Below are 18,548 nucleotides of genomic sequence, written 5' to 3'. Positions count from 1 at the left end.
GCAGGGGCCGAGGCCAGGGCGAGCAGAAGCAGAGGTAGAGGCAGCATACAGTCGCGGGAACGGGGGCCCGGAGGCGGGCGAAAGCGGGAAGTATTCGCCCTTTTCCTTGACAGTCAAACAAGGAGTCGCGGTGAGCGCCCCTTGTCTGGACGCCTGGCAGGCGCAGCCGACCAGGCGAGCCCCTGGATTCCTGGATGACTAAGGCTTCCCGTGTCCCGGCCCCACGATGCGCGGCAGGTACGTCGCGAAATCGAAGTGAGGCGAGTTCTCCGGGTTGTGACAGGTGACGCACACGCTCTCGCCCGGCGAGGCGATGATGTTGTCGGTGCCAGGCGCATCCGCGTGCTCCGAGCCCGGACCGTGGCAGCTCTCGCAGCCCACGTCCTCGCGGCCCGCCACCTTGTCCAGCCGGCACACGCCGCCGGGTTGCTCCCAGCCGGTGACGTGGCACCCCACGCAGTTGAGGTGGAACTGCTTGCCCACCTGCTCCAGCGTCTCCCAGGCGTGGTGGTGCTTGGACTTCTCCCAGACGGGGAACGCATCCTCGTGGCAGGTGCGGCAAGGCGCGTTGCCCACGAAGCCCGCGCGGCCCGGCGCCGGAGGCGGGCAGTCCTGTCCGTGCGCCTTCGCCCAGGCGAGGTTCATCTTCCCCACGTCCGCGTCGTAGGCGGACACCAGCGCCACCGCCTCCGCGTCGGAGGGGAGGCTGGACTCCAGCGGCACGAAGCGCAGCGTGAAGGCGTTGACGCCGTCGGGGCTGACGGGCGGCGCGTTCAGCAGGGCCTGCCGGCGCGCCACCAGCTCGTCGCGCTTGCCCTGCTTGAGCGCCTTGAGCTTCGGGTCCGTGCCGGGGAGGTTGATGTCCTTGTCCAGCAGCGCCGTGCGTTGCTCCAGCGCGGCGGCCTCGCGCTCCAGGTCATCCTGACCCTTCTGCAACGCGAAGGGGCCGGGCTGGGGCGCATAGGCCAGGTCCACGCGCAGCAGCGAGCGTCCCTTGCTCTGCAGCGCCACCACTGGCACCGCGGACCGCACCAGCCGGTTCTGCTCGCCGCTGAACTCGGTGGCGGTGCGGGTGGCCACCACCACGTCGGCCTTCAAGCCCGGCTGCTCCACCGCCTGCTGGGCCACGTCCAGCGTGACGTCCAGCAGGCCCACCACGAAGTCCGCGCCCCGCGCGCGGGCCTGGGCGCTGGCCTGGGCGAGCTGCGCGGCCGTGGTCGCCGCCACCACGCCCACCTGCCGCTCGCCCGCGGGCAGCAGCTTCACCGCGCCCGGCGCCAGCTCCGGCAGCCCCAGGCCCTCGCGGAAGTCCACGCCCCGCGTGTCGTCCAGCGGGCCGGTGGCGCGCACCGCCAGGCCCATGTGCCGCATGGCGTCCGCGAGCGCCTTCGCCTTGCGCTCCTCCTGGGGCACCTGTCCCGGCTTGAGCCGCTGCTCGCCGAAGAGGCTGTTGCCGCCATCCACATAGAGGACGGGCAGCGAGCCCTCGCGCGCCGCCCGCACCTGCGCGGCGGCGCGGGCGATGCCGCCCCGCATGTTCTCGCTACAGCCGCACGGGCCCAGGTAGCCGCGCGTGTCGGCGGAGAGGAAGAGGATGGCGCCCGGGCCCTGGCCGGCGGCCGTGGCGGGCTTCGCGGCGGCGGTGGCCGATGAAGCGTCTGCTTCCGCGGGCTTGGGGGGAGGGTCCTTGCGTGCACAGCCAGCGAGCGACGCGGCCACCAGGGCCGCGGCGAGGAAGGCACGCATGGGCTTCACCAGAGGATGCTCTGCACCAGCTCGTCGATCTTCTCGCCCATGGCCTCCAGCCCGTTCACCTTGGACAGGGAGCCGTCGGCGCCCACCTGCTCGGCCAGCTTGGACAGCTCGTCGTCCGGGAGGCTGGAGAAGAGGACGATGGGGATGTCCTGCGTGCCGTACTCGTTCTTCAGCGTGCGACAGATATCCGTGCCCTTGGCCTCGGGCATGTGGATGTCGGTGAGGATGAGGTCCGGGCGCCAGGTCTGCAGCGTCTTCTCGAACTCCATGAGCGTGGAGGTGGCGATGACCTCGTAGCCGCGCGCCTCGAGCACGGCCTTCTCCATGGCGAGCGTAATCTCGCTGTCGTCAATCAGGAGGATTCTTCGCTTCTCGGACACGTCGACCTTCCTTCACGCCGTTTCTATCCTACCCCCACGCGCCGCACCAACGCTTTCCCGTGCGCTCCCGGGGTCGGCGTTTCCCTGATTTCGGATGTCCATCGCCGCACGCTCGGCCGCTGGGCGTCCGGGGACGACTTCTTTCCAGTGAGACACCCAAAGGGGATATGGCAGTCAGCCATGATGCACCGTGACAGTTGGACCCTGAGAGCACTCGTCCTGGGACTGGGGCTGCTGTGGAGCCTTCCTGCCGCCGCGCTCAACGTGGGCCTCGGTCCGCCTCCACCCTCGGTGGACCGGAGGACACCGCAGGCCGCCGTCCAGGGCTTCCTGGCCGCCGCGCACCGGGGGGACTACACCCTGGCGGCGCACTACCTGGACCTGGACTACATCCCCCGCGCCCAGCAGGCGGAGCGGGGCGTCAAGCTGGCCCGCGCGCTCAAGTTCGTGCTGGACCGCAAGCTGCCCGTGAACGTGGGCGCGCTGAGCACGGCCCCGGAGGGCGACCCGGCCAACGAACGCTACGACCAACTGGGCACCATTCCATTGCAGGGGAACAACGTCCCCATCCGCGTCCAGCGCGTCCCCTCCGAAGGGGGGCTGGTCTGGGTCTTCAACGAGTCCACGATGCGGCAGGTGGATCCGCTCTTCGCGGAGTATGGCCCCCGGCTGGTGGGCTTCCTGCCCGCCTTCTTCTTCAATGACACGGTGCTGGGGCTGGAGCCCTGGCAGTGGCTGGGGCTGCTGGTGATGGTGCTGGGCAGCCTGGGCCTGTCGGTGCTGTTGGAGCGCCTGGTCCTGGCACTGGCCCGCCGGGTGGCGCGGTGGACCCGGTTCACCTGGGAGGACGACGTGGTCTCCTCCGGGAAGGGGCCGGTGAAGCTGCTCACCTTCTCCGCGCTGCTGGCGGTGGGCACGCTGCTGTTGCGGCTGCCTCGGCCGGCGCAGGGCTTCTTCATGCGGGTCGCCTACTCGCTGAGCGTCGTGGCGCTGGCCTGGGCCGTCCTGCGCATCCTCCACGTCTCCGTCGCCTTCGTGCAGAGCCGCGTGTCATCGGAGATGAAGGACGCGACCCGGGCGCGCAGCGTGAGCACGCAGCTGGTGGTGCTCCGCGCCATCTTCGAGGTGGCCACCTATGTCATCGCCGCGGCGCTGCTGCTCATCCAGTTCGAGGTGGTGCGCAACGTCGGCGTGTCGCTGCTGGCCTCCGCCGGCATCGCCGGTCTGGTGCTCGGCCTCGCGGCGCAGAAGTCCATTGGCACGCTGCTGGCCGGCATCCAGCTCTCCATCACCCAGCCCATCAGCATCGGCGACACCCTCATCACCGAGGGCGAATACGGCACGGTGGAGAAAATCACGCTCACCTATGTGGTGCTGCGGACGTGGGACCAGCGCCGGCTGGTCATCCCCATCGTCCAGTTCCTGGACAAGCCCTTCCAGAACTGGAGCAAGGGGAACCCGGAGATGCTGGGGCCCGTCATCCTCCAGGTGGACTACCAGACGGACATCGACGCGCTGCGCGCGGAGCTGCGCCGCATCCTGGAGAACGAGGGCAAAGCCATGTGGGACGGCCGCGTGGCGTCGGTGGTCGTCATGGACGTGCTGGACCGGACCCTCACGGTGCGCGCGCTGGTCAGCGTGTCGGACTTCAGCACGCTCTTCGACCTGCGGGCCCTGGTGCGCGAGAAGCTGGTGGCCTTCCTGCGCGCCCATCCGCTGTGGCTGCCCGTCACCCGCACGGAGGCGCGCCCCTTCCCACCACCGGAGCTGGAGTCGGCGCAGCTGTCCGCGTCCCCGGATGCGCCGCCCAGGCCGCCTCGGGCGTGAAGGTTGGCTGCTCCCCAGGCGCAGTGAGCCCTTGCCTGGGGGCACGGGGTTTTGAATAGTCGCCGCGCCGCGCCGTCACAGCGCTGGAAATTCGCACCTACCGCCCGGGGGAGTCTTCGAGATGATGCGTCATGTCAGGTTGTGTGGGGCCCTTGCGATGCTGGCCGCCACCGTGCCGCTGACCGCCAGTGCCCAATCCGGAGGCCGCACGGACGGTCCAGAGGAGTCCGAATACGGCAAGGGCGGCTACAGCGGCCCCGGCGGCCGGAGCGTGTCGCTCCAGCTCGACTGGGGCGCGGCCATCAACTCCCGCAGGCCGCCTCGGGGCGCGCCGGAGGGCCCGCCGCTGTTCGTGGGCGCCACGCTGTCGCTGTGGGGCGCGGACTGGTACCAGTTGGACGTGAGCGGCGCCTACGTGTTCGACGGGGGCCGCTTCGTCGGCATGGTGGGCCCCCGCTTCCGGACCTGGGGCTGGCCGCTGGTGTTCACCGCGGGCCTGAAGGCCGGCGCCATCGTCATCCCGGAGGGAGAGGGCCTGCGCTTCGGCATCTCGCCGCAGCTGGGTGCCGAAATCCTCCTGGGTGACCGGGAGAACATCCTCATGGCCCTCAACTACACCCCGGACATCCCCATTGGCGGCGGCGGCGTCACGCACCGGCTGGGCATGTCCGTGGGCTACAAGTTCTAGCAAGGAGGCTTCAACATGATTGCCCAGCTGCTTGCCGCCACACTGGCGCTGACCTCCAGCCAGGCGCCTGTCTCCGTTGCCGGCCGAGGAAGCCCGCAGGTGAACCTGCCGTTCCCGGCCGGGGACGTGCAGACCTACAACATCATCCAGTGGGACCCCAACCAGCTCCCGCGCATCTATGAGCGCTCCGACCAGCTCCCGCTCACCGACGAGGAGCTGACGAAGCTGTCCCAGGCCGGCTTCGAGCCCGCCCAGCTCGTGAAGATGATTGAAGAGCGCCGCTGCGCCTGCGACGCCAGCGCGGACGGCCTCATCCGGCTCAAGAAGGCCGGCGTGGACAAGGACGTGCTGGCCGCGGTGTCCCGGCACGGCCTGGCGCCCAACCGCGGGCTGAACCTGCTGGTGACGCTGGACTTCACCGGGGAGAGCCGCACCGCGCGGGAGGCGTTCCTCTACTTCTTCGTGGACGACGGGGACATCACCCGCGTCTTCACCGCCAACCTCCCGGAGCTGCTGCGCCGCCGCAACAGCCACGAGACGACGGTGGACCGCAGCGACATCCTCGTCGCGCGCACCGTGCGGCGCGTCCAGTTGGCGGGCCAGGTGCCGCTGCGCACCTACGGCAAGCACCACGTGCTGGTGGTCGCCAGCGCCAGCCCCACGCTCACGCACCCGTCCCAGCTCACCGCGCAGGAGCTGTCGCGGGCGCAGCGCTACACCTTCGATTATCCCCGTGCGTCGCTGCAGAACGTCTGCCGCCTGACGGCCGGGTACCGCCGTGACGCGGTGCTCGCCTACAAGTGGAACTTCGAAGGCAGCCGCTTCGAATGCGAATGGAACTAGGAGTGACCCGCACCATGAACACCCGCCGCCTGCTTCTGTCCGCCTGTCTCGCCGCTTCGCTGTCCGCCTGCACGGGCCCGCGCGCCTTCACGCGTGGCACGTACGAGGACCCGAACACCATCGAGATGCTGTCGGACCGCTTCAACGAGAACGACCTGCAGCTCATCGCGAAGAAGATGGCGGAGTCGCTCGCCACCTCGGCGCGCTTCTCCCAGCCCCGGCCGGACGGCTCGCTGCCCATCGTCCTGGTGGGCAAGCTGAAGAACAGCACCTCCGAGCACATCGACATGCGCTCGCTGGGCGACAAGATTCAGACGGCGCTGGCGCAGACGGGCCGCTTCGCCCTGGTGGACCAGCAGGCGCGCCAGGACATCGCGGAGGAGTACGAGTACCAGCAGTCCGGCTACGTCGACCCGAACGCCGCCAAGGGCCCGGGTCAGCAGACGTCGGTGGACTTCCTGATGACGGGCGACCTCGCCTCCATCATCCAGGAGGTCGGCCGCGACAAGCTCGTCTATTACAAGATGACCGCGAAGCTCAGCAACGTGCGGACCGGCCTCATCGAGTGGACGGACGAGAAGCAGATTCGCAAGAAGTTCGAGAAGCGCGGCGTGAGCTGGTAACGGGCGGCACCCTTCCATGTCCATCCACTCCCGCAGCCCAATCCGCCTGAGCGGGTGGGGCGCGCTCGCGCTCGCGAGCGTGCTCCTCCTGTCGTCGGGCTGCGCGGGTGACTATGTGGCGCGCACCCGGGGCGTGCGGTCCGCGTACCAGCAGGGGGACTATTCGCGCGCGCTGGCCTCCCTGGAGGCCGCGACGAAGGAGGGCCCCGAGCAGGACCGCCTGCTGGTGCTGATGGACAAGGGCATGGTGCTGCACGCCGCCGGGCAGTGGGCGGAGAGCAACGCCGTGCTCGAGGAGGCGGAGCGGCTCAGCGAGCAGCTCGACAGTGTCTCCGTCAGCGAGGAAGCGAAGACGCTCGTCACCAACGAGCGTCAGCGCGCCTACCGCGGGGAGGACTTCGAGAAGCTGATGATTTCCGTCCTCCAGGCGCTCAACTACGTGGGGCTGGGCGACGACGAAGCCGCCATGGTGGAGGTCCGCCAGGTCAACGAGCGCCTGGAGAAGATGATCGCCGAGGAGAAGAAGCCCTACGAGCAGCTCGCCATCGCGCGCTACCTGGGCGGCGTCATCCGGGAGGACCAGCGGGACTGGGATTCGGCGTACATCGACTACGCGAAGGCGTATGAAATCGCGCCTCGCAAGGACGCGCTGGCGGAGCCCCTGCTGCGGCTGGCGAAGAAGGCGGGCCGCGACGACGTGTACGCGGAGCTGCTGGCGAAGTACCCGGACGTCCCGCATGCGCCGCTGGCGCCGGACGAGGGACAGCTCGTCGTGGTGGTGGAGGCGGGCCTGTCTCCAGAGAAGCATCGCAACTCAAGGGACCCGGGCGGTGGCGGCGCCCTGATTGAAGTCCCCGTCTACCGGAAGCGGGGACTCGCTCCGCCGGTGAGCGTGGCCTTGGAGGGCGAGTCGAAGCAGGCGGTGACGGTGACGTCCCTGTCGGACGTGGCCGTGGTCCACCTGGATGACCGGATTGGCCGCCTGCTGGCGAAGCAGCTCGCGGGCGTGGCGGTGAAGGCGGGCGTGGCGGCGGGCGTGGGCGCGCTGACGAAGAGCGACGAGCTGGGCGTGCTGACCTTCCTCGTCCTCAACGCGATGAATGCGCCAGACCTGCGGTCCTGGCTCTCCCTGCCCGCGGAGTTCCAGGTGGCGCGCTTCCGCGTGCCCGCCGGGAGCCACACGGTGCGTGTGATGGCTTGGGGACAGACGACCGAGCATCCCGTGGAGGTGAAACCGGGCCGGGTGGGGTTGTTGGTGCTCCGGCGCTACTGATTTGGTTTTTTGATGTAGGGTGCGCGCCCCATGTCGCCGGTCCTGGCCACGGTGGCCCTGTATTCCCTCATCATCGTCCTCGGCGCGCTGGCTGGCGCGGTGGTCGTCGTCCTGAACGACCGGACCACCCATCTGGTGCGCTTCCTGGCCTTCGCCGCGGGCGTGATGCTGGGGGCCGCCTTCTTCCACATGCTGCCGGAGGCGTACTCAGGGGGCGGGTGGTGGGCCTTCGCGCTGGTGCCCGCGGGCTTCGCCTTCCTGCTGGTGCTGGAGCGCTACCTCGTGGCGCACGCGGGCGAGGACCTCTCCCACGGAGACACCGTGGCGGGCACCGGGCAGGCGGTGCATCCGGGCCACGTGCTGGGGCTCACCGCCTTCCTCGGGCTGTCCACGCACACGTTGTTTGACGGCATCGCCCTGGGCTCGGCGGTGGAGGAGGGCGTGGGCGGCATGGCGATGCTGGCCATCGTCGCGCACAAGGTGCCCTCCGCGCTGTCGCTGGCCTCCATCCTCAAGGCGGAGGGGCGCTCGCGGGTCTCCATCCTGTCGCTGTCCACGCTGTACGGGATGATGGTGCCGGCCGGCGCGCTGCTCTACTTCCTCTTCGACGCGATGCTGCAGTTCGAAAGCCTCGCGGCCAAGGCCCTGGCCTTCTCCGCTGGCACGTTCCTCTACATCGCCGTGTCGGACCTGTTGCCGCACGTGCATCGGCACGGCAAGGACCAGCCGGGCCGCAACGTGCTGGCGCTCTTCGTGGGCCTGCTGCTGATGTTCCTGCTCGCGCGCCTCATGGGACACCCAGGGCACCCCGAGCACTGAGCGCCCTTCATGGAAAAACGCACGGACTGGTACGAACACCCGCAGTACTACGAAGCCATCTTCGGCACGGACACCGTGCGCGAGGTGGACTTCCTCCAGACGCTCAGCGAGCGCTTCGGCACGGGCGGCAAGCTGTGGCTCGAGCCCGCCTGCGGCGCGGGACGGCTCGTGGAGGAGGCGTCGAGCCGGGGCCTGCGGGTGGTGGGCTATGACATCTCCGAGGCGATGCTGGCCCATGCGCGCGAGCGCCTGACGCCGGCGCAGCGGCGGCGCGTGAAGCTGGGGCCGTCACGCATGGAGTCCTTCGCCGACCCGGCGCTGGAGGGGCAGGTGGACCTGGCGCACTGCCTGGTGTCGACCTTCCGCTACCTGGACAGCGAGGCCGCGGCGCGCCAGCACCTGCAGGGGACGCGGCGGCTCTTGAAGCCGGGCGGCATCTACGTGCTCGGCTTCCACCTCACGGACTACGCGCGCGCCCGGCCCGAACACGAGCGCTGGGTGGGGCAGGTGGGCGAGGACCGCGTCGTCTGCAACACGAACGAGGGCCTGCCGGAGCAGCGGGCGCGGCGCTCGCCCATGCGCAACCGCCTGCGTGTCACCGGGCCGGACAAGGACTGGCTCATCGAAACCCAGTGGCACTTCCGCACCTACAGCAATGCCCAGGCGGCGAAGCTGTTCCGCGACGCGGGCATGCGGGTGCTGGCCGGGTACACCTTCGACTACGACCTCGACGCACCTGTGGAGCGGGGGAGCCTCCGGTTGGATCGCGTCTTCGTCCTCCAGCCGGACCCCGGGGCTGCGTCCGCGCGGAAAGCGCCCAGGACGGCCTCAACGCCCCGAAAACCGCGCAAGGCTTCACGATGAGGCCGTTTTAGACGGGCGGAAGAGATACTCGCGGTGAATTTCGAGCGGCCTGCGTTCTGATGGGACGCCGGCGCGTCCTGCTGGAACGCAATTCAGGCCCCTCCGGAGTGGCCGCGTTCACCCATCCGCTTGGAATCACACAAATGCCGCATCTGGCACGGGGCGCGCATGGCGTTTGGCCGTGGCGCTTCGGGAGACCGGGCTGCCCCGCAGTATCGGAGTTTCGGGAACGCGGAAGGAGGGGCCGCTCCTTCCGCGTTCTTCATCTCCGCTACACTCCGTTCGCCTGATGTGGTTCCTGTCGGAGGGCACTGGACGGAGGCGAGTGGATGCAAGACGAGATGGCGCAACTCCTCACGGATTTGCGGGGAGCCAGGGACTTCGAGGCCGCGGCTGGCGCAACGCTCCGGCGGCTGCAGGCCGTCGCCCAGGAGGCCGTTGCGTCCAGTCGGTACGCAGCCCGGGGACGGGTGTTGCGCGGCATCGTCCACCTCCGTCCGGGAGAGGCCTACCGCAGCCTGGCCGCGCTGGAAGTAGGGGCGGCGGAGATTACGGATGCCAGTGTAGGCACCCCCTTCTTCACGTCCGCCACGGCGTGGCGCGCGGTGGTGGAGCACCGGTGCGCGGTGTCCATCGACGTGAATGTCGGCACGGTGCAGCCCCATGCGCCCAACGCGCCCGTGACGGGGGACCCGAGCCTGGCGGGCTTCAACAGCCATGAGAGCCGGCAGCGCTTCCTGGGCCGTCACGCGACGCACGTCTGCGTGCTGCCGCTGCGCACGCCGGGCGGCGACATCGAGGGCATGATTTCGCTGGAGGCGGACTGCCTGGCGGCGATGGGGCAGGACTTCGTCTGGCTGGACGCGGGGGACCGGCTCCAACTGCTGGCCGACGTGGCGGCGCCGTACCTGGCCCGGCTGCCGCAGCGGCCCGTGGCCCGGCCGGAGGTGGATGAGTTCCTCCCGGTGGTGGGGCGCTCCATGGCGGAGCTGCTGCCCATCCTCCGCGTCTTCGCGCTTCAGGATGAGACCATCCTCATCAGCGGCGCCACCGGCGCGGGCAAGTCGCGGCTGGCGCGCTGGTGCCATGAGCGCTCCAACCGCCGCGGCAAGCCCTTCGAGACGCTGGACCTGGTGACGGTGCCCGAGGACCTCCAGATGGCGGAGCTCTTCGGCTGGAAGAAGGGCGCCTTCACCGGCGCGGTGCGGGATGCCCCCGGCAGCGTGGCCCGCGCGGAGGGCGGCACGCTGTTCATCGACGAAATCGACAAGCTGTCGCTCAAGGCCCAGGCGGGGCTGCTGCACCTGCTGGAGTCGCGCAGCTACCGGCCGCTGGGCGAGGGCACGGGTGAGCGGCAGGCGGACGTGCGCTTCATCATCGGCACCAACGCGGACCTGCACGCGGAGGTTCGCGCCGGCCGCTTCCGCGAGGACCTCTACTACCGCGTCAACGTGCTGCCGGTGCGCATGCCGGCCCTGCAGGAGCGCCAGGACGAAATCCCCCTGTGGGCGCAGTACATGGTGAACCGCCGGCACCGCGAGCGCTCGCCGGACGGCCACGCCCGGCTGATGAAAGAGGCGGAGCAGCTGCTGGTGGGAAGCCCCTGGCCGGGGAACCTGCGGCAGCTCGACAACATCGTCCGCCGCGCCTACACGCTGGCCATGGTGGAGCACGCGGGCGCCACGGGCGAGCTGGTGCTGCACGAGAAGCACGTCGCGCGGGCGCTCGACTACGAGCAGGCCCCTGGTGCCCGGCCGCTGCCGGAGGCGCTGCGCGCGGCCGCGCAGGCCTTCGTCGCGGAGGCGCGTCGCCGCAATGCCCCATTGGATTTGGACCTGGCCGATGCCTTCCGCGGCATGGTGCTGGGGCTGGCCATCCGCCAGGTGGGGCGGGACGAGGGCTTCAAGCTGCTGGGCCGTGAGAGCCTGGTGAAGAACCGCAACCACCACAAGGCGCTCAAGCGCGAGCTGGAGAAGGTGGACTCGCTCTACAAGGCGCTGGGCGAGGAGAGCTCGCCCTTCTCCGACTTGCTGTCGGAGGTCGAAAGCGTCTGAGCCGCCGCGGCGCCCGGAAGACTACCGGGCGTCGGCGTGGGGGCCCGCGGCGATGCCCGTGGCGCCCCGGGCCAGCTCGTCACACACCAGCGCGTGGAGCCGGAAGGCCATGCGCGCCTCCTGCACCACCTCGCGCGCCTCGTCCTCGTCCAACTCCAGCCCGTCGAGCCGCGAGTGGAAGCGGACGCGGAAGGCCGCGAGCTCCGCTTCGGGCACCGTGCCATAGAACGTAGTGCCCTGGCCTTCCGCCAGCTCGAAGGCGTCCGTGATTCGCCGCGCCCGGCGGTGCCCGCTGAAGACGTCCAGCACGCAGCGCGCGTAGGCGTGCGCCACCAGCAGGTGAGGGGCGTCCTCGGACACCTCCCGGATGCGCTCGGCGTGCAGCCGCGCCTCCACGCAGGTGAAGGTGTCCGTCCGGGACTCGCCGCAGAAGTACGTCAGGTCCGCTTCCAGCGCGGCGGTCAGCCGCAGCTCGGGCAGCAGCAGCGCGGTGGTGAGCGGGGTGCTCATGACGTGGGGCAGCGCCGCTTCGAACGCCGTGTAGAGCGTGTGGAGCTGCCGCAGGTGGCTCACGTAGTGCTGCGCCCGGACGTACTGCCCGTAGAGGCCCCCGTCCCACGCGTCGAAGAAGAGGGACTGGATGAACAGCGAGCGCTCCGCCTGCTCGGCCAGCTTCGCCGTGCCCTCCGCCAGCAGCTCGGACAGGGGCGCCGGAGGGGTGGCCTGGGCCAGCGGCGTGGGCGCCGGGTGCTGGGGCTCCACCCACCGCTTCACGCGCGCGGACACCTCCGTCCGCGGCAGCCGCAACGTGCCGGTGGCGCTCACTGCTTCCACCCGCCGCCCAGTGCACTCATCGCCAGGGGCTCGGCGTCCTCATTCGACAAGGCCTCCAGCGGCGTCCCCAGCTGCTGGAGCGCCTCCGCCAGCGTCATCCCGATGGCGCGGAGGACTTCCTCCTCCACGCGAATCGTCACCGGCCCCATGGCCAGATGGATGTGCCCGCACGAGCACCGCGTCACTTCCGCGCATGGACCTCGCGCCAGCACCGTCTTGCCGCATCCCTGACCGGGCATCGTCGTTATCCTTGATTTTGATTTTGAGTATCGAAATCAAAATCATGATGCACCAAAGGCTGGCGGAGAGCAAGCCCCGGCCTTTTCTCGACTTGCGGCGAGTGTGGGGAAGTGGACCGGCGTCCGACAGTGGGGGGCGTCAGCGGCCCAGGGGCTGGCGCTGCGCGTCCCGTAGCCCCACCAGCACGCTGGAGCCGCTGTCCGCCACGCGCAGCTCGCCGTAGCGGGCGCCCTCGTAGCGGCCGGCATGGCCTTCCTGGAAGAAGAAGGCCTCCGCGCCCAGGCGGTAGCGCCCCTTGCGCAGGCGGTACCGGAGCTTGAGTTCGCCGGGCGCCAGCGGCGTGTCAGGCGTGTCGAAGCGCACGAAGGTGCCCACGCCGTTCGCGTCCAGCCGCAGCACCAGGTTCCCATCGGTCGTGGTGGTGGGGTTCGCGCTCCGCTCGCGGCTGATGGCGTAGTCCAGCACCATGTAGTCGCCCTGAATCAGCGAGCGCGGGTCGACAGGGGCCAGCTCCAGCAGCACCGGCGTGCCCGAGCGCAGCACGTGCTCCTTCTGGATGACGAGCCCCGTGGGGACGAGCAGCGCGAAGGCCAGCCCGCCGAAGATGACCGCCGTGCGCGACATCACCGCACCTCCGTCGCCGGGGCGGGGAAGCGCCGCAGCAGGAACGAACGCAGGCCCAGGAACACCAGGCCGCCGCCCATCAACGCCAGCGACTTGGCCAGCAGCGTGAGGCCCAGGTCGTAGTAGTACCAGCCGCCGGACGCGAGCAGGTACGCCACCGCCAGCCCCAGCAGCACGCTGCTGCGCCGGTGGAAGCCGAGCACCAGCATGCCCACGGCGGTGATGACCGCCGGTGTATGGGGCGTGAGCACGGCCACCAGCGTCAGCGCCGCGAACACCGCCGCGCCCGCCACGCCGGTGGGCTCCAGCGCCAGCTCCCGCAGCACGCGCCACGCCGTGTAGAGCGTCAGCGCCGTCAGGCCCAGCGTCAGCACGGCATCCGGGAGCGCGGAGACGGTGTCGAAGAGGTGCCGGGCCACGTCCCGCATGCCCCGCGCCAGCAGCACGCCGGGGATGGCGCACGCGAGCGCGAAGGCCACCGGCCCCACCAGCTCACCCGGGCTGCCCCGGCGCAGCCGGGCCTGCTCCAGGAAGAGGAAGTGCATCAGCGCCGCGCAGCCCAGAATCAGCAGGTCCAGCGCGAAGCCGCCCACCAGGTGCCAGGCGAGGAACCCGGCCGCGCCCACCACCCCCAACGTGCTCAGGAAGCGGAGGATGGCGTCCGGGTAGACACACAGCAGCACGCCACTGATGACCAGCACCAGCGCCGCGCCGACGTTCTCGCTCTTCGCTTCGATGCCGAAGCTGGCGGAGGCCATGGCGGCGCCGGCCAGACACAGGGCCAGCGCGAGCTGCTCCACGAAGACGCCGCGCACCGTGCGGCGCAGCATCGTCGCGCCCGTGCACAGGCCCAGGCCCACCACGCCCATCACCACCTCTTCCTCCCAGAGGCCCGCGCAGGCGAAGAAGCTCAGCACGAAGAGGGCGGACAGCCAGGCGCCGACGCCGGCGAAGGCCTTCACGAACCAGGGCACGGCCACGGACTGGCGCTGGTGGGCCTCCAGGGCCACGCGGGCGCGGTCCACGGCGTCGGGAGCGAGCTGGCCTTCGGCCTGGAGCGCGTTCAGCACGTCCTGCAACGAGGGACGCAGGGCCATGTCAGGACTCCTCCGTGGCGCCGGTGACGCGGGCTTCGTGCCGCAGCCACCACACCGCGAGCGCCACCTGGGCGATGACGAAGAGCGGCAGCACGAAGAGGCCCAGGACCTCCACGTCCTGGTAGGAGTCGAAGACGACGCTGACGGCGCCGGAGGTCAGGAGCGTCATCGCGCTCACCGCGCCGAGCGTGAGCATGAACAGCTCGCCCTTCAGGTGCCGGTGCAGGGCGTACTCGGCCGCGAGCGAGGCCAGGACCAGGAGGAGCGCCACCACGGCGCCCGCGGGGGCTCCCGACGGGTGCATGATGAATGGCACCGAGGCGACCAGCACCGGCGCCACGGCCATCACCGCCAGCACCCGGGGCACCCAGCGCGCCTGGAGCCAGGGCACGCGCAGGTTGGCGAAGTGCTCGTAGGTGGCCCAGGTGAAGCCGTTGAGCCCGCCCAGCACCACCGCCAGCCAGTACGTCTGGTCCGGCTCCGTCTCCAGCACCTGGTCCCAGAAGAGGATGATGCCGGTGTTGACCAGCACCAGCGCCAGCAGCCCCAGGGGCGCGAAGCGGGACACCGCCACCCAGGGCAGGATGAGCACCGTCCAACCGATGAACAGCTCATACGGGTCCGCGCCCGTCTGATACGCCTGCCCGTAGACGGCCAGCAGCGCGCCCACGAGCACCGAGGCCGCGAACAATGACAGCTGGCCTCCCAGCGTCGCGCCCTGCCTCCAGGCACCCACGGCCGCGCCGGTGAGGGCCGCCGCGATGAGGCCCAGCTTCGCGAAGCGGTGCATGTCCGCCCAGTTGTACGCGAAGAAGTAGATGACGCCCGCGAGCACCAGCAGCACGCCCAGGCCCATCAGCGTGGTGGACAGGAAGCGCCGCCAGTCCTGTCGCGGCGGGGTGGCCACGGACAGGTGCAGCGCGCGCTCCAGGGTGGTCGGCGTCAGGACGCCAGCGTCCGTGAGTGCCCGGAGTCGTTCCGGTGTCGCGTCAAGGTCGAGCAAGGGTTTCAACACGGGCGCAGTCTAGCTGTCCGGCGGGGTGGCGCGTCCATCGGCATGCCTTCGCCCAGCGAAATCGTCGTGGGTGGATGACCCGAAAATCCCGCGCCTCCCGTATCTGTCTTCGAGAGCGACGGACGGATGGACGGGCCTGGGGCCCGTACCGCGTCGCTCGCCAATCCACAGAAAGGTTTCAACCGTGCGCTCGATGATGAAGCGTCTCTCCCTGGGTGTATGCATTTCCACGTCGATGGCGTTGCTGGGGTGCGGCGGCGAGATGATGGACGCCGACGCCATGTCCGACCTGGCGCTGCCCGAGGAGGCCGTGGGCACCACCGCGTCCGCGGTGGAGACGGCCAGTGACTTCCGCATTCGCACCGCCAACCGCTACGCGGGCATTCATGGCTACGCGGCGGGCTTCGGCAACTTCCATGAGGCCAACTACGGCGCGGGCGTGGTGCGTGGCACCATCCTGCTCAAGCCGGGCACCCTGGCGCACTACCTCGCGGTGCCCCGCTCCGCGCTGGGCAACACGGCGCTGAGCAACATCCCGGAGCTGTTCCGCCGCGCGCAGGACTACGGCAACGCGCACGGGTTGGGCATCGCGCTGCCCGCGTTCGAGCAGGGCCTCAACGGCTCCATCGTGGAGTACGGCATCAACTTCCTCCACCCCAGCGTCGTCGAGTTCCGCGACGTCCCGGGCTGGGCCATTGGCTACCCCAACGTGAATGACGCCGGGGCGATGATGCGCGCCGCCAACGACTACGCCTCCGCGAACGGCTTCTCCGCGGGCCTGCCCACCTTCCACTCCGCCACGTACAACGGCACGCAGGTGTACGGCATGCACCTCGTCCACGCGGGCTACGCCGACTCGCGGGACGTGCTCGCGGACGTGCTGGCCATGCAGGACCGCTTCAGCTCCGACGGCGCCACCGTCACGGGCGCCAACTGGGCCCGGACGCTGCGGCGCCACGAGGCCGCGCAGGACGCCATCCAGACCTGCACCCACCTGACCACCCTGGAGAAGTCCGCGCTGCGCATTGCCTACCGCAAGGCCATCCACCACACGGGGACGAACGAGGCCGGCATCAACGCGCGGGCGGAGCTGGGTGGAGACGACGTGTGGATCAACTTCGGCGTGCTCTTCCCGCAGGGGGACACGGAGATTGCCCAGACGCTCATCCACGAGATGATGCACATCGCCGGCTACTCGCACCCGGACCGCCGCGACGGCATCGACACGCCGTATGACGGGGGCCCGTACTACAACTCCGCGCCGCTGCGCGCCGAGCTGTGCATCGCGGGCTTCCAGAGCATCCACTCGACGCGCGAGTCCAGCCGCGAGCCCCAGGTGCGCTGACGTCCAGCAGGGGGGCGCGTCAGTCGCTGGTGACGAGCAGGGGCGTGGTGAGGGGGCGCTCCTCGCAGTCCAGGGGCGTCCCGTCCTCCCACGCCAGCATCAGCAGGTCCGCGGGGCCATCCAGCGCGATGATGGGGTGGTGCCACTGGCCGGGGCGGTAGTTCACGCCCTGGCCCGGGCCACACACGAAGGCTTGCAGCCGGTCCAGGTCCGGCTCGCCGCGCGCATCGTCCGGACACACGACGACCAGGAAGCGCTGGCACGCGAGCGCCACGAACAGCTGCGTGGAGCAGGGGTGGCGCTCCAGCAGGCGCACCTCGAAGGGCAGGGACTTCGCCACGGAGCGGAACACCGCCAGGTTGGGCGCGGCCTGGGGACGCGTGCCCGTCAGGTTCGCCACCTGGTCATATCGCGTGGCCGTTCCCTGGTTGGCGCTGTTGCCGCCCGCGAGCTCCAGCCCGATGACGTCGCCGTATGGCGCGAAGGCCTCTTTCGTGAGCGGTCGTGCGCGGAGGGGCGGTCGCATGGCGTGTCTTCCTCAATCCCGTGAGTCGTCGTCGTCCACGAGCATCATCCCGTGCTTCGTGAGCAGCTTGCGCAGGTACACCCGGGCGATGCCCGCCTCGCGGGCCGCGCGGGAGATGTTCCGGTCGCAGCGCGCGATGAGGCCCTGGAGGTAGTCCCGCTCGAAGACCTCGATGAGCCGCTCCTTGGCCTCCTTGAAGGGCAGCTCCGCGTCGAGCGCGCCTGGCGGCATCCGGGGCGAACCCGAACGCGCCTCCATGGGCGGCAGGGTGTCCTCGCCCAGGTGGATGGCCTGCTCCACCACGTTGCGCAGCTCGCGCACGTTGCCGGGCCAGGGGTACTGGGCCAGCAGCGCGCGCGTCTGCTCGGACAGCGCGCTGGGCGGACGGTTCAGCCGCTCCAGCATGGCGTCGATGAGCAGCGGCAAATCGTCCACCCGCTCCCGCAGCGGCGGCGGGACGACCTTGAGCACCGCCAGCCGGTGATAGAGGTCCTTGCGGAACCGGCCCTCCTGCACGGCCTGCTCCAGGTCGACGTGCGTGGCCGCGACGACGCGCATGTCCACCGTGCGGTAGTCGTTGGCGCCCACGCGCTTCACCTGACGGCGCTCCAGCACGCGCAGGAGCCGGGGTTGCAGCTCCAGCGGCAGCTCGCCGATTTCATCCAGGAAGACGGTGCCCCCCTGGGCACGCTCGAAGGCCCCGGCGCGCTCGCCGTGGGCTCCCGTGAAGGCGCCCTTCACGTGCCCGAAGAGCTCCGACTCCATCAAGGAGGGCGGAATCCCGGCGATGTCCACGATGATGAAGGGCCCACTGGCCCGCGGGCCTTCCTGGTGGAGCGCCTCCGCGCACAGCTCCTTGCCCGTCCCCGTCTCGCCCTGGACGAGCACGTCCCCGCCGCCCGCGGCCACCCGCTCCAGGACGGTGAACAGCTCGCGCATCCTCCCGCTGGCACCCACGAGCGCGCCGAAGCTCCGTCGAGAGGACAGCGGCATGGGCCGCTCCCGCGAATCCTCCGGTACCACCTTGAGCACGACGGTGCCCAGCGTCAGCGACGCCCCGGGCCGCACCTCCAGCGCGGTGAAGCGCACCCCTTCATGGAAGGAGCCGTTGCGCGAGCCCAGGTCCGTGGCCACCACCCGTTCGTCCGTCACCTCCAACCGCAGGTGCTGCCGGGACACGACGCGGTCCGTCAAGACGATGTCGCACGTCGAGGACGTGCCGAGCCGAAGCACCCCCGGGCGCAGGACGTGGCTGTGTCCCGCCTGCTCCCCGGAGAGCACCAACAGCTTCAACCGCAAGGGGCCGCGCCGCGCCACCGGGACGGGCGCCGTCTGGACCAGCGCGTCCACCTCCGTGTCCATGTCACCTGGGTCCGCCACGGCGCGCAGGCTACCACCTCGCTCATGCGGGGGAGGGGGGTGACAACTGTTGTTGTCACCTGACAACCGCGGTTACCAGGCCCGCCGGAGCGCCGTTCCGGGCGGCCTCCTCTAGAGCGCGCGCCACGTCCTGGCACCGGAGGCGCTGGAGGGCCCTGGCACACCCACTGCAATGGCCTGGCTCCGCCGCCCACCCGCGAAGTGTCTCGCCTTGAATGGCCAGACACTTCGCGGGTGGGCTTGTTTGTTTTTGATTTGTGCTCATTCCCCTCGGGCGCGCGCGGAAAACAAATAAAAACACCGCACGAAACACCGCGCCTATCCGACAGAGAATGTTCATGTAGTCAGCGCGCGAATTCCT

The 18,548-nt window shown here is 70.1% G+C and carries 18 protein-coding genes; 9 read left to right on the top strand and 9 right to left on the bottom strand.

What is annotated here, in order from left to right:
• Positions 1–198 precede the first annotated feature (198 nt).
• Both G4D87_RS06980 and G4D87_RS06975 read right to left on the bottom strand, forming a co-directional pair.
• Entirely contained in the window at positions 199–1,746 is a 1,548-nt protein-coding gene (locus tag G4D87_RS06980; protein ID WP_205507460.1) for a cytochrome c family protein, read from the bottom strand.
• A gap of 5 nt (positions 1,747–1,751) precedes the next feature.
• Complete coding sequence (locus tag G4D87_RS06975) at positions 1,752–2,135, bottom strand: response regulator (RefSeq protein ID WP_002634498.1); 384 nt, start codon at positions 2,133–2,135, stop codon at positions 1,752–1,754.
• Positions 2,136–2,315: 180 nt separating this feature from the next.
• On the opposite strand from G4D87_RS06975, the gene G4D87_RS06970 reads away from it, so the two are divergent.
• From G4D87_RS06970 to G4D87_RS06935, 8 genes are all read left to right on the top strand, one after another.
• Positions 2,316–3,962 (top strand): mechanosensitive ion channel family protein, encoded by a 1,647-nt coding sequence (locus G4D87_RS06970; RefSeq protein WP_163780188.1) that lies wholly within the window; start codon positions 2,316–2,318, stop codon positions 3,960–3,962.
• 121 nt (positions 3,963–4,083) lie between these two features.
• Positions 4,084–4,650 (top strand): hypothetical protein, encoded by a 567-nt coding sequence (locus G4D87_RS06965; protein ID WP_163780186.1) that lies wholly within the window; start codon positions 4,084–4,086, stop codon positions 4,648–4,650.
• 15 nt (positions 4,651–4,665) lie between these two features.
• The gene (locus G4D87_RS06960) at positions 4,666–5,493 is read left to right on the top strand and encodes a hypothetical protein (protein WP_163780184.1); all 828 of its coding nucleotides are present in this window, start codon (positions 4,666–4,668) and stop codon (positions 5,491–5,493) included.
• A 14-nt stretch (positions 5,494–5,507) separates the two neighbouring features.
• Entirely contained in the window at positions 5,508–6,116 is a 609-nt protein-coding gene (lpoB, locus tag G4D87_RS06955; protein ID WP_163780181.1) for a penicillin-binding protein activator LpoB, read from the top strand.
• Between the two features lie 16 nt (positions 6,117–6,132).
• On the top strand, positions 6,133–7,389 hold the full coding sequence (locus G4D87_RS06950) for a COG3014 family protein (RefSeq protein WP_163780179.1): 1,257 nt from the start codon (positions 6,133–6,135) through the stop codon (positions 7,387–7,389).
• Between the two features lie 30 nt (positions 7,390–7,419).
• Positions 7,420–8,208, top strand: coding sequence for a ZIP family metal transporter (locus tag G4D87_RS06945; RefSeq protein ID WP_163780178.1), 789 nt, complete (start codon positions 7,420–7,422; stop codon positions 8,206–8,208).
• 9 nt (positions 8,209–8,217) lie between these two features.
• A complete protein-coding gene (locus tag G4D87_RS06940) occupies positions 8,218–9,072 on the top strand; it encodes a class I SAM-dependent methyltransferase (protein WP_163780176.1) in 855 nt (284 codons plus the stop codon).
• 329 nt (positions 9,073–9,401) lie between these two features.
• Positions 9,402–11,126, top strand: a complete 1,725-nt coding sequence (locus G4D87_RS06935; protein WP_163780174.1) for a sigma-54-dependent transcriptional regulator — start codon at positions 9,402–9,404, stop codon at positions 11,124–11,126.
• A 21-nt stretch (positions 11,127–11,147) separates the two neighbouring features.
• On the opposite strand, the gene G4D87_RS06930 is transcribed toward G4D87_RS06935, so the two are convergent.
• The 5 genes from G4D87_RS06930 to G4D87_RS06910 form a co-directional block, all read right to left on the bottom strand.
• Positions 11,148–11,951, bottom strand: a complete 804-nt coding sequence (locus G4D87_RS06930; protein ID WP_163780195.1) for a biliverdin-producing heme oxygenase — start codon at positions 11,949–11,951, stop codon at positions 11,148–11,150.
• Positions 11,948–12,199, bottom strand: coding sequence for a hypothetical protein (locus G4D87_RS06925; RefSeq protein WP_176410505.1), 252 nt, complete (start codon positions 12,197–12,199; stop codon positions 11,948–11,950). The genes G4D87_RS06930 and G4D87_RS06925 overlap by 4 nt, the downstream gene beginning before the upstream one ends.
• A gap of 139 nt (positions 12,200–12,338) precedes the next feature.
• The gene (locus G4D87_RS06920; protein ID WP_205507458.1) at positions 12,339–12,824 is read right to left on the bottom strand and encodes a GDYXXLXY domain-containing protein; all 486 of its coding nucleotides are present in this window, start codon (positions 12,822–12,824) and stop codon (positions 12,339–12,341) included.
• Positions 12,824–13,921, bottom strand: coding sequence for a DUF4401 domain-containing protein (locus G4D87_RS06915; RefSeq protein ID WP_163780171.1), 1,098 nt, complete (start codon positions 13,919–13,921; stop codon positions 12,824–12,826). Before G4D87_RS06915 ends, G4D87_RS06920 begins: the two co-directional genes overlap by 1 nt.
• A gap of 1 nt (position 13,922) precedes the next feature.
• Positions 13,923–14,936 (bottom strand): DUF2157 domain-containing protein, encoded by a 1,014-nt coding sequence (locus G4D87_RS06910; protein ID WP_163780169.1) that lies wholly within the window; start codon positions 14,934–14,936, stop codon positions 13,923–13,925.
• Between the two features lie 193 nt (positions 14,937–15,129).
• Here G4D87_RS06910 and G4D87_RS06905 point away from each other — a divergent pair, with 193 nt between their 5' ends.
• Positions 15,130–16,281 carry a hypothetical protein gene (locus G4D87_RS06905; protein WP_240358065.1) on the top strand — a complete coding sequence of 384 codons (1,152 nt, stop codon included), beginning with the start codon at positions 15,130–15,132 and terminating at the stop codon, positions 16,279–16,281.
• 19 nt (positions 16,282–16,300) lie between these two features.
• Here G4D87_RS06905 and G4D87_RS06900 read toward each other — a convergent pair whose 3' ends face one another.
• Together G4D87_RS06900 and G4D87_RS06895 are read right to left on the bottom strand one after the other, a co-directional pair.
• Complete coding sequence (locus G4D87_RS06900; RefSeq protein ID WP_163780166.1) at positions 16,301–16,807, bottom strand: ureidoglycolate lyase; 507 nt, start codon at positions 16,805–16,807, stop codon at positions 16,301–16,303.
• A 12-nt stretch (positions 16,808–16,819) separates the two neighbouring features.
• Positions 16,820–18,169: a sigma 54-interacting transcriptional regulator gene (locus G4D87_RS06895; RefSeq protein WP_163780192.1), complete on the bottom strand. Its 1,350-nt coding sequence runs from the start codon at positions 18,167–18,169 to the stop codon at positions 16,820–16,822.
• Between the last annotated feature and the right edge of the window lie 379 nt (positions 18,170–18,548).

The sequence above is a fragment of the Myxococcus vastator genome, assembly GCF_010894475.1.
Lineage (GTDB): Bacteria > Myxococcota > Myxococcia > Myxococcales > Myxococcaceae > Myxococcus > Myxococcus vastator.
Note: the sequence above shows the minus strand (reverse complement) of the source record. Positions and strands in the feature narration are given on the sequence as shown.

What these genes read in the sequence shown, in the direction of transcription:
- G4D87_RS06980 (WP_205507460.1), bottom strand. Translation starts at nt 1,746, where the DNA reads ATGCGTGCCTTCCTCGCCGCGGCCCTGGTGGCCGCGTCGCTCGCTGGC.
- G4D87_RS06945 (WP_163780178.1), top strand. Translation starts at nt 7,420, where the DNA reads ATGTCGCCGGTCCTGGCCACGGTGGCCCTGTATTCCCTCATCATCGTC.
- G4D87_RS06970 (WP_163780188.1), top strand. Translation starts at nt 2,316, where the DNA reads ATGATGCACCGTGACAGTTGGACCCTGAGAGCACTCGTCCTGGGACTG.
- G4D87_RS06960 (WP_163780184.1), top strand. Translation starts at nt 4,666, where the DNA reads ATGATTGCCCAGCTGCTTGCCGCCACACTGGCGCTGACCTCCAGCCAG.
- G4D87_RS06915 (WP_163780171.1), bottom strand. Translation starts at nt 13,921, where the DNA reads ATGGCCCTGCGTCCCTCGTTGCAGGACGTGCTGAACGCGCTCCAGGCC.
- G4D87_RS06925 (WP_176410505.1), bottom strand. Translation starts at nt 12,199, where the DNA reads ATGCCCGGTCAGGGATGCGGCAAGACGGTGCTGGCGCGAGGTCCATGC.
- G4D87_RS06900 (WP_163780166.1), bottom strand. Translation starts at nt 16,807, where the DNA reads ATGCGACCGCCCCTCCGCGCACGACCGCTCACGAAAGAGGCCTTCGCG.
- G4D87_RS06935 (WP_163780174.1), top strand. Translation starts at nt 9,402, where the DNA reads ATGCAAGACGAGATGGCGCAACTCCTCACGGATTTGCGGGGAGCCAGG.
- G4D87_RS06940 (WP_163780176.1), top strand. Translation starts at nt 8,218, where the DNA reads ATGGAAAAACGCACGGACTGGTACGAACACCCGCAGTACTACGAAGCC.
- G4D87_RS06965 (WP_163780186.1), top strand. Translation starts at nt 4,084, where the DNA reads ATGATGCGTCATGTCAGGTTGTGTGGGGCCCTTGCGATGCTGGCCGCC.
- G4D87_RS06905 (WP_240358065.1), top strand. Translation starts at nt 15,130, where the DNA reads ATGATGAAGCGTCTCTCCCTGGGTGTATGCATTTCCACGTCGATGGCG.
- G4D87_RS06920 (WP_205507458.1), bottom strand. Translation starts at nt 12,824, where the DNA reads ATGTCGCGCACGGCGGTCATCTTCGGCGGGCTGGCCTTCGCGCTGCTC.
- G4D87_RS06950 (WP_163780179.1), top strand. Translation starts at nt 6,133, where the DNA reads ATGTCCATCCACTCCCGCAGCCCAATCCGCCTGAGCGGGTGGGGCGCG.
- lpoB (WP_163780181.1), top strand. Translation starts at nt 5,508, where the DNA reads ATGAACACCCGCCGCCTGCTTCTGTCCGCCTGTCTCGCCGCTTCGCTG.
- G4D87_RS06895 (WP_163780192.1), bottom strand. Translation starts at nt 18,169, where the DNA reads ATGGACACGGAGGTGGACGCGCTGGTCCAGACGGCGCCCGTCCCGGTG.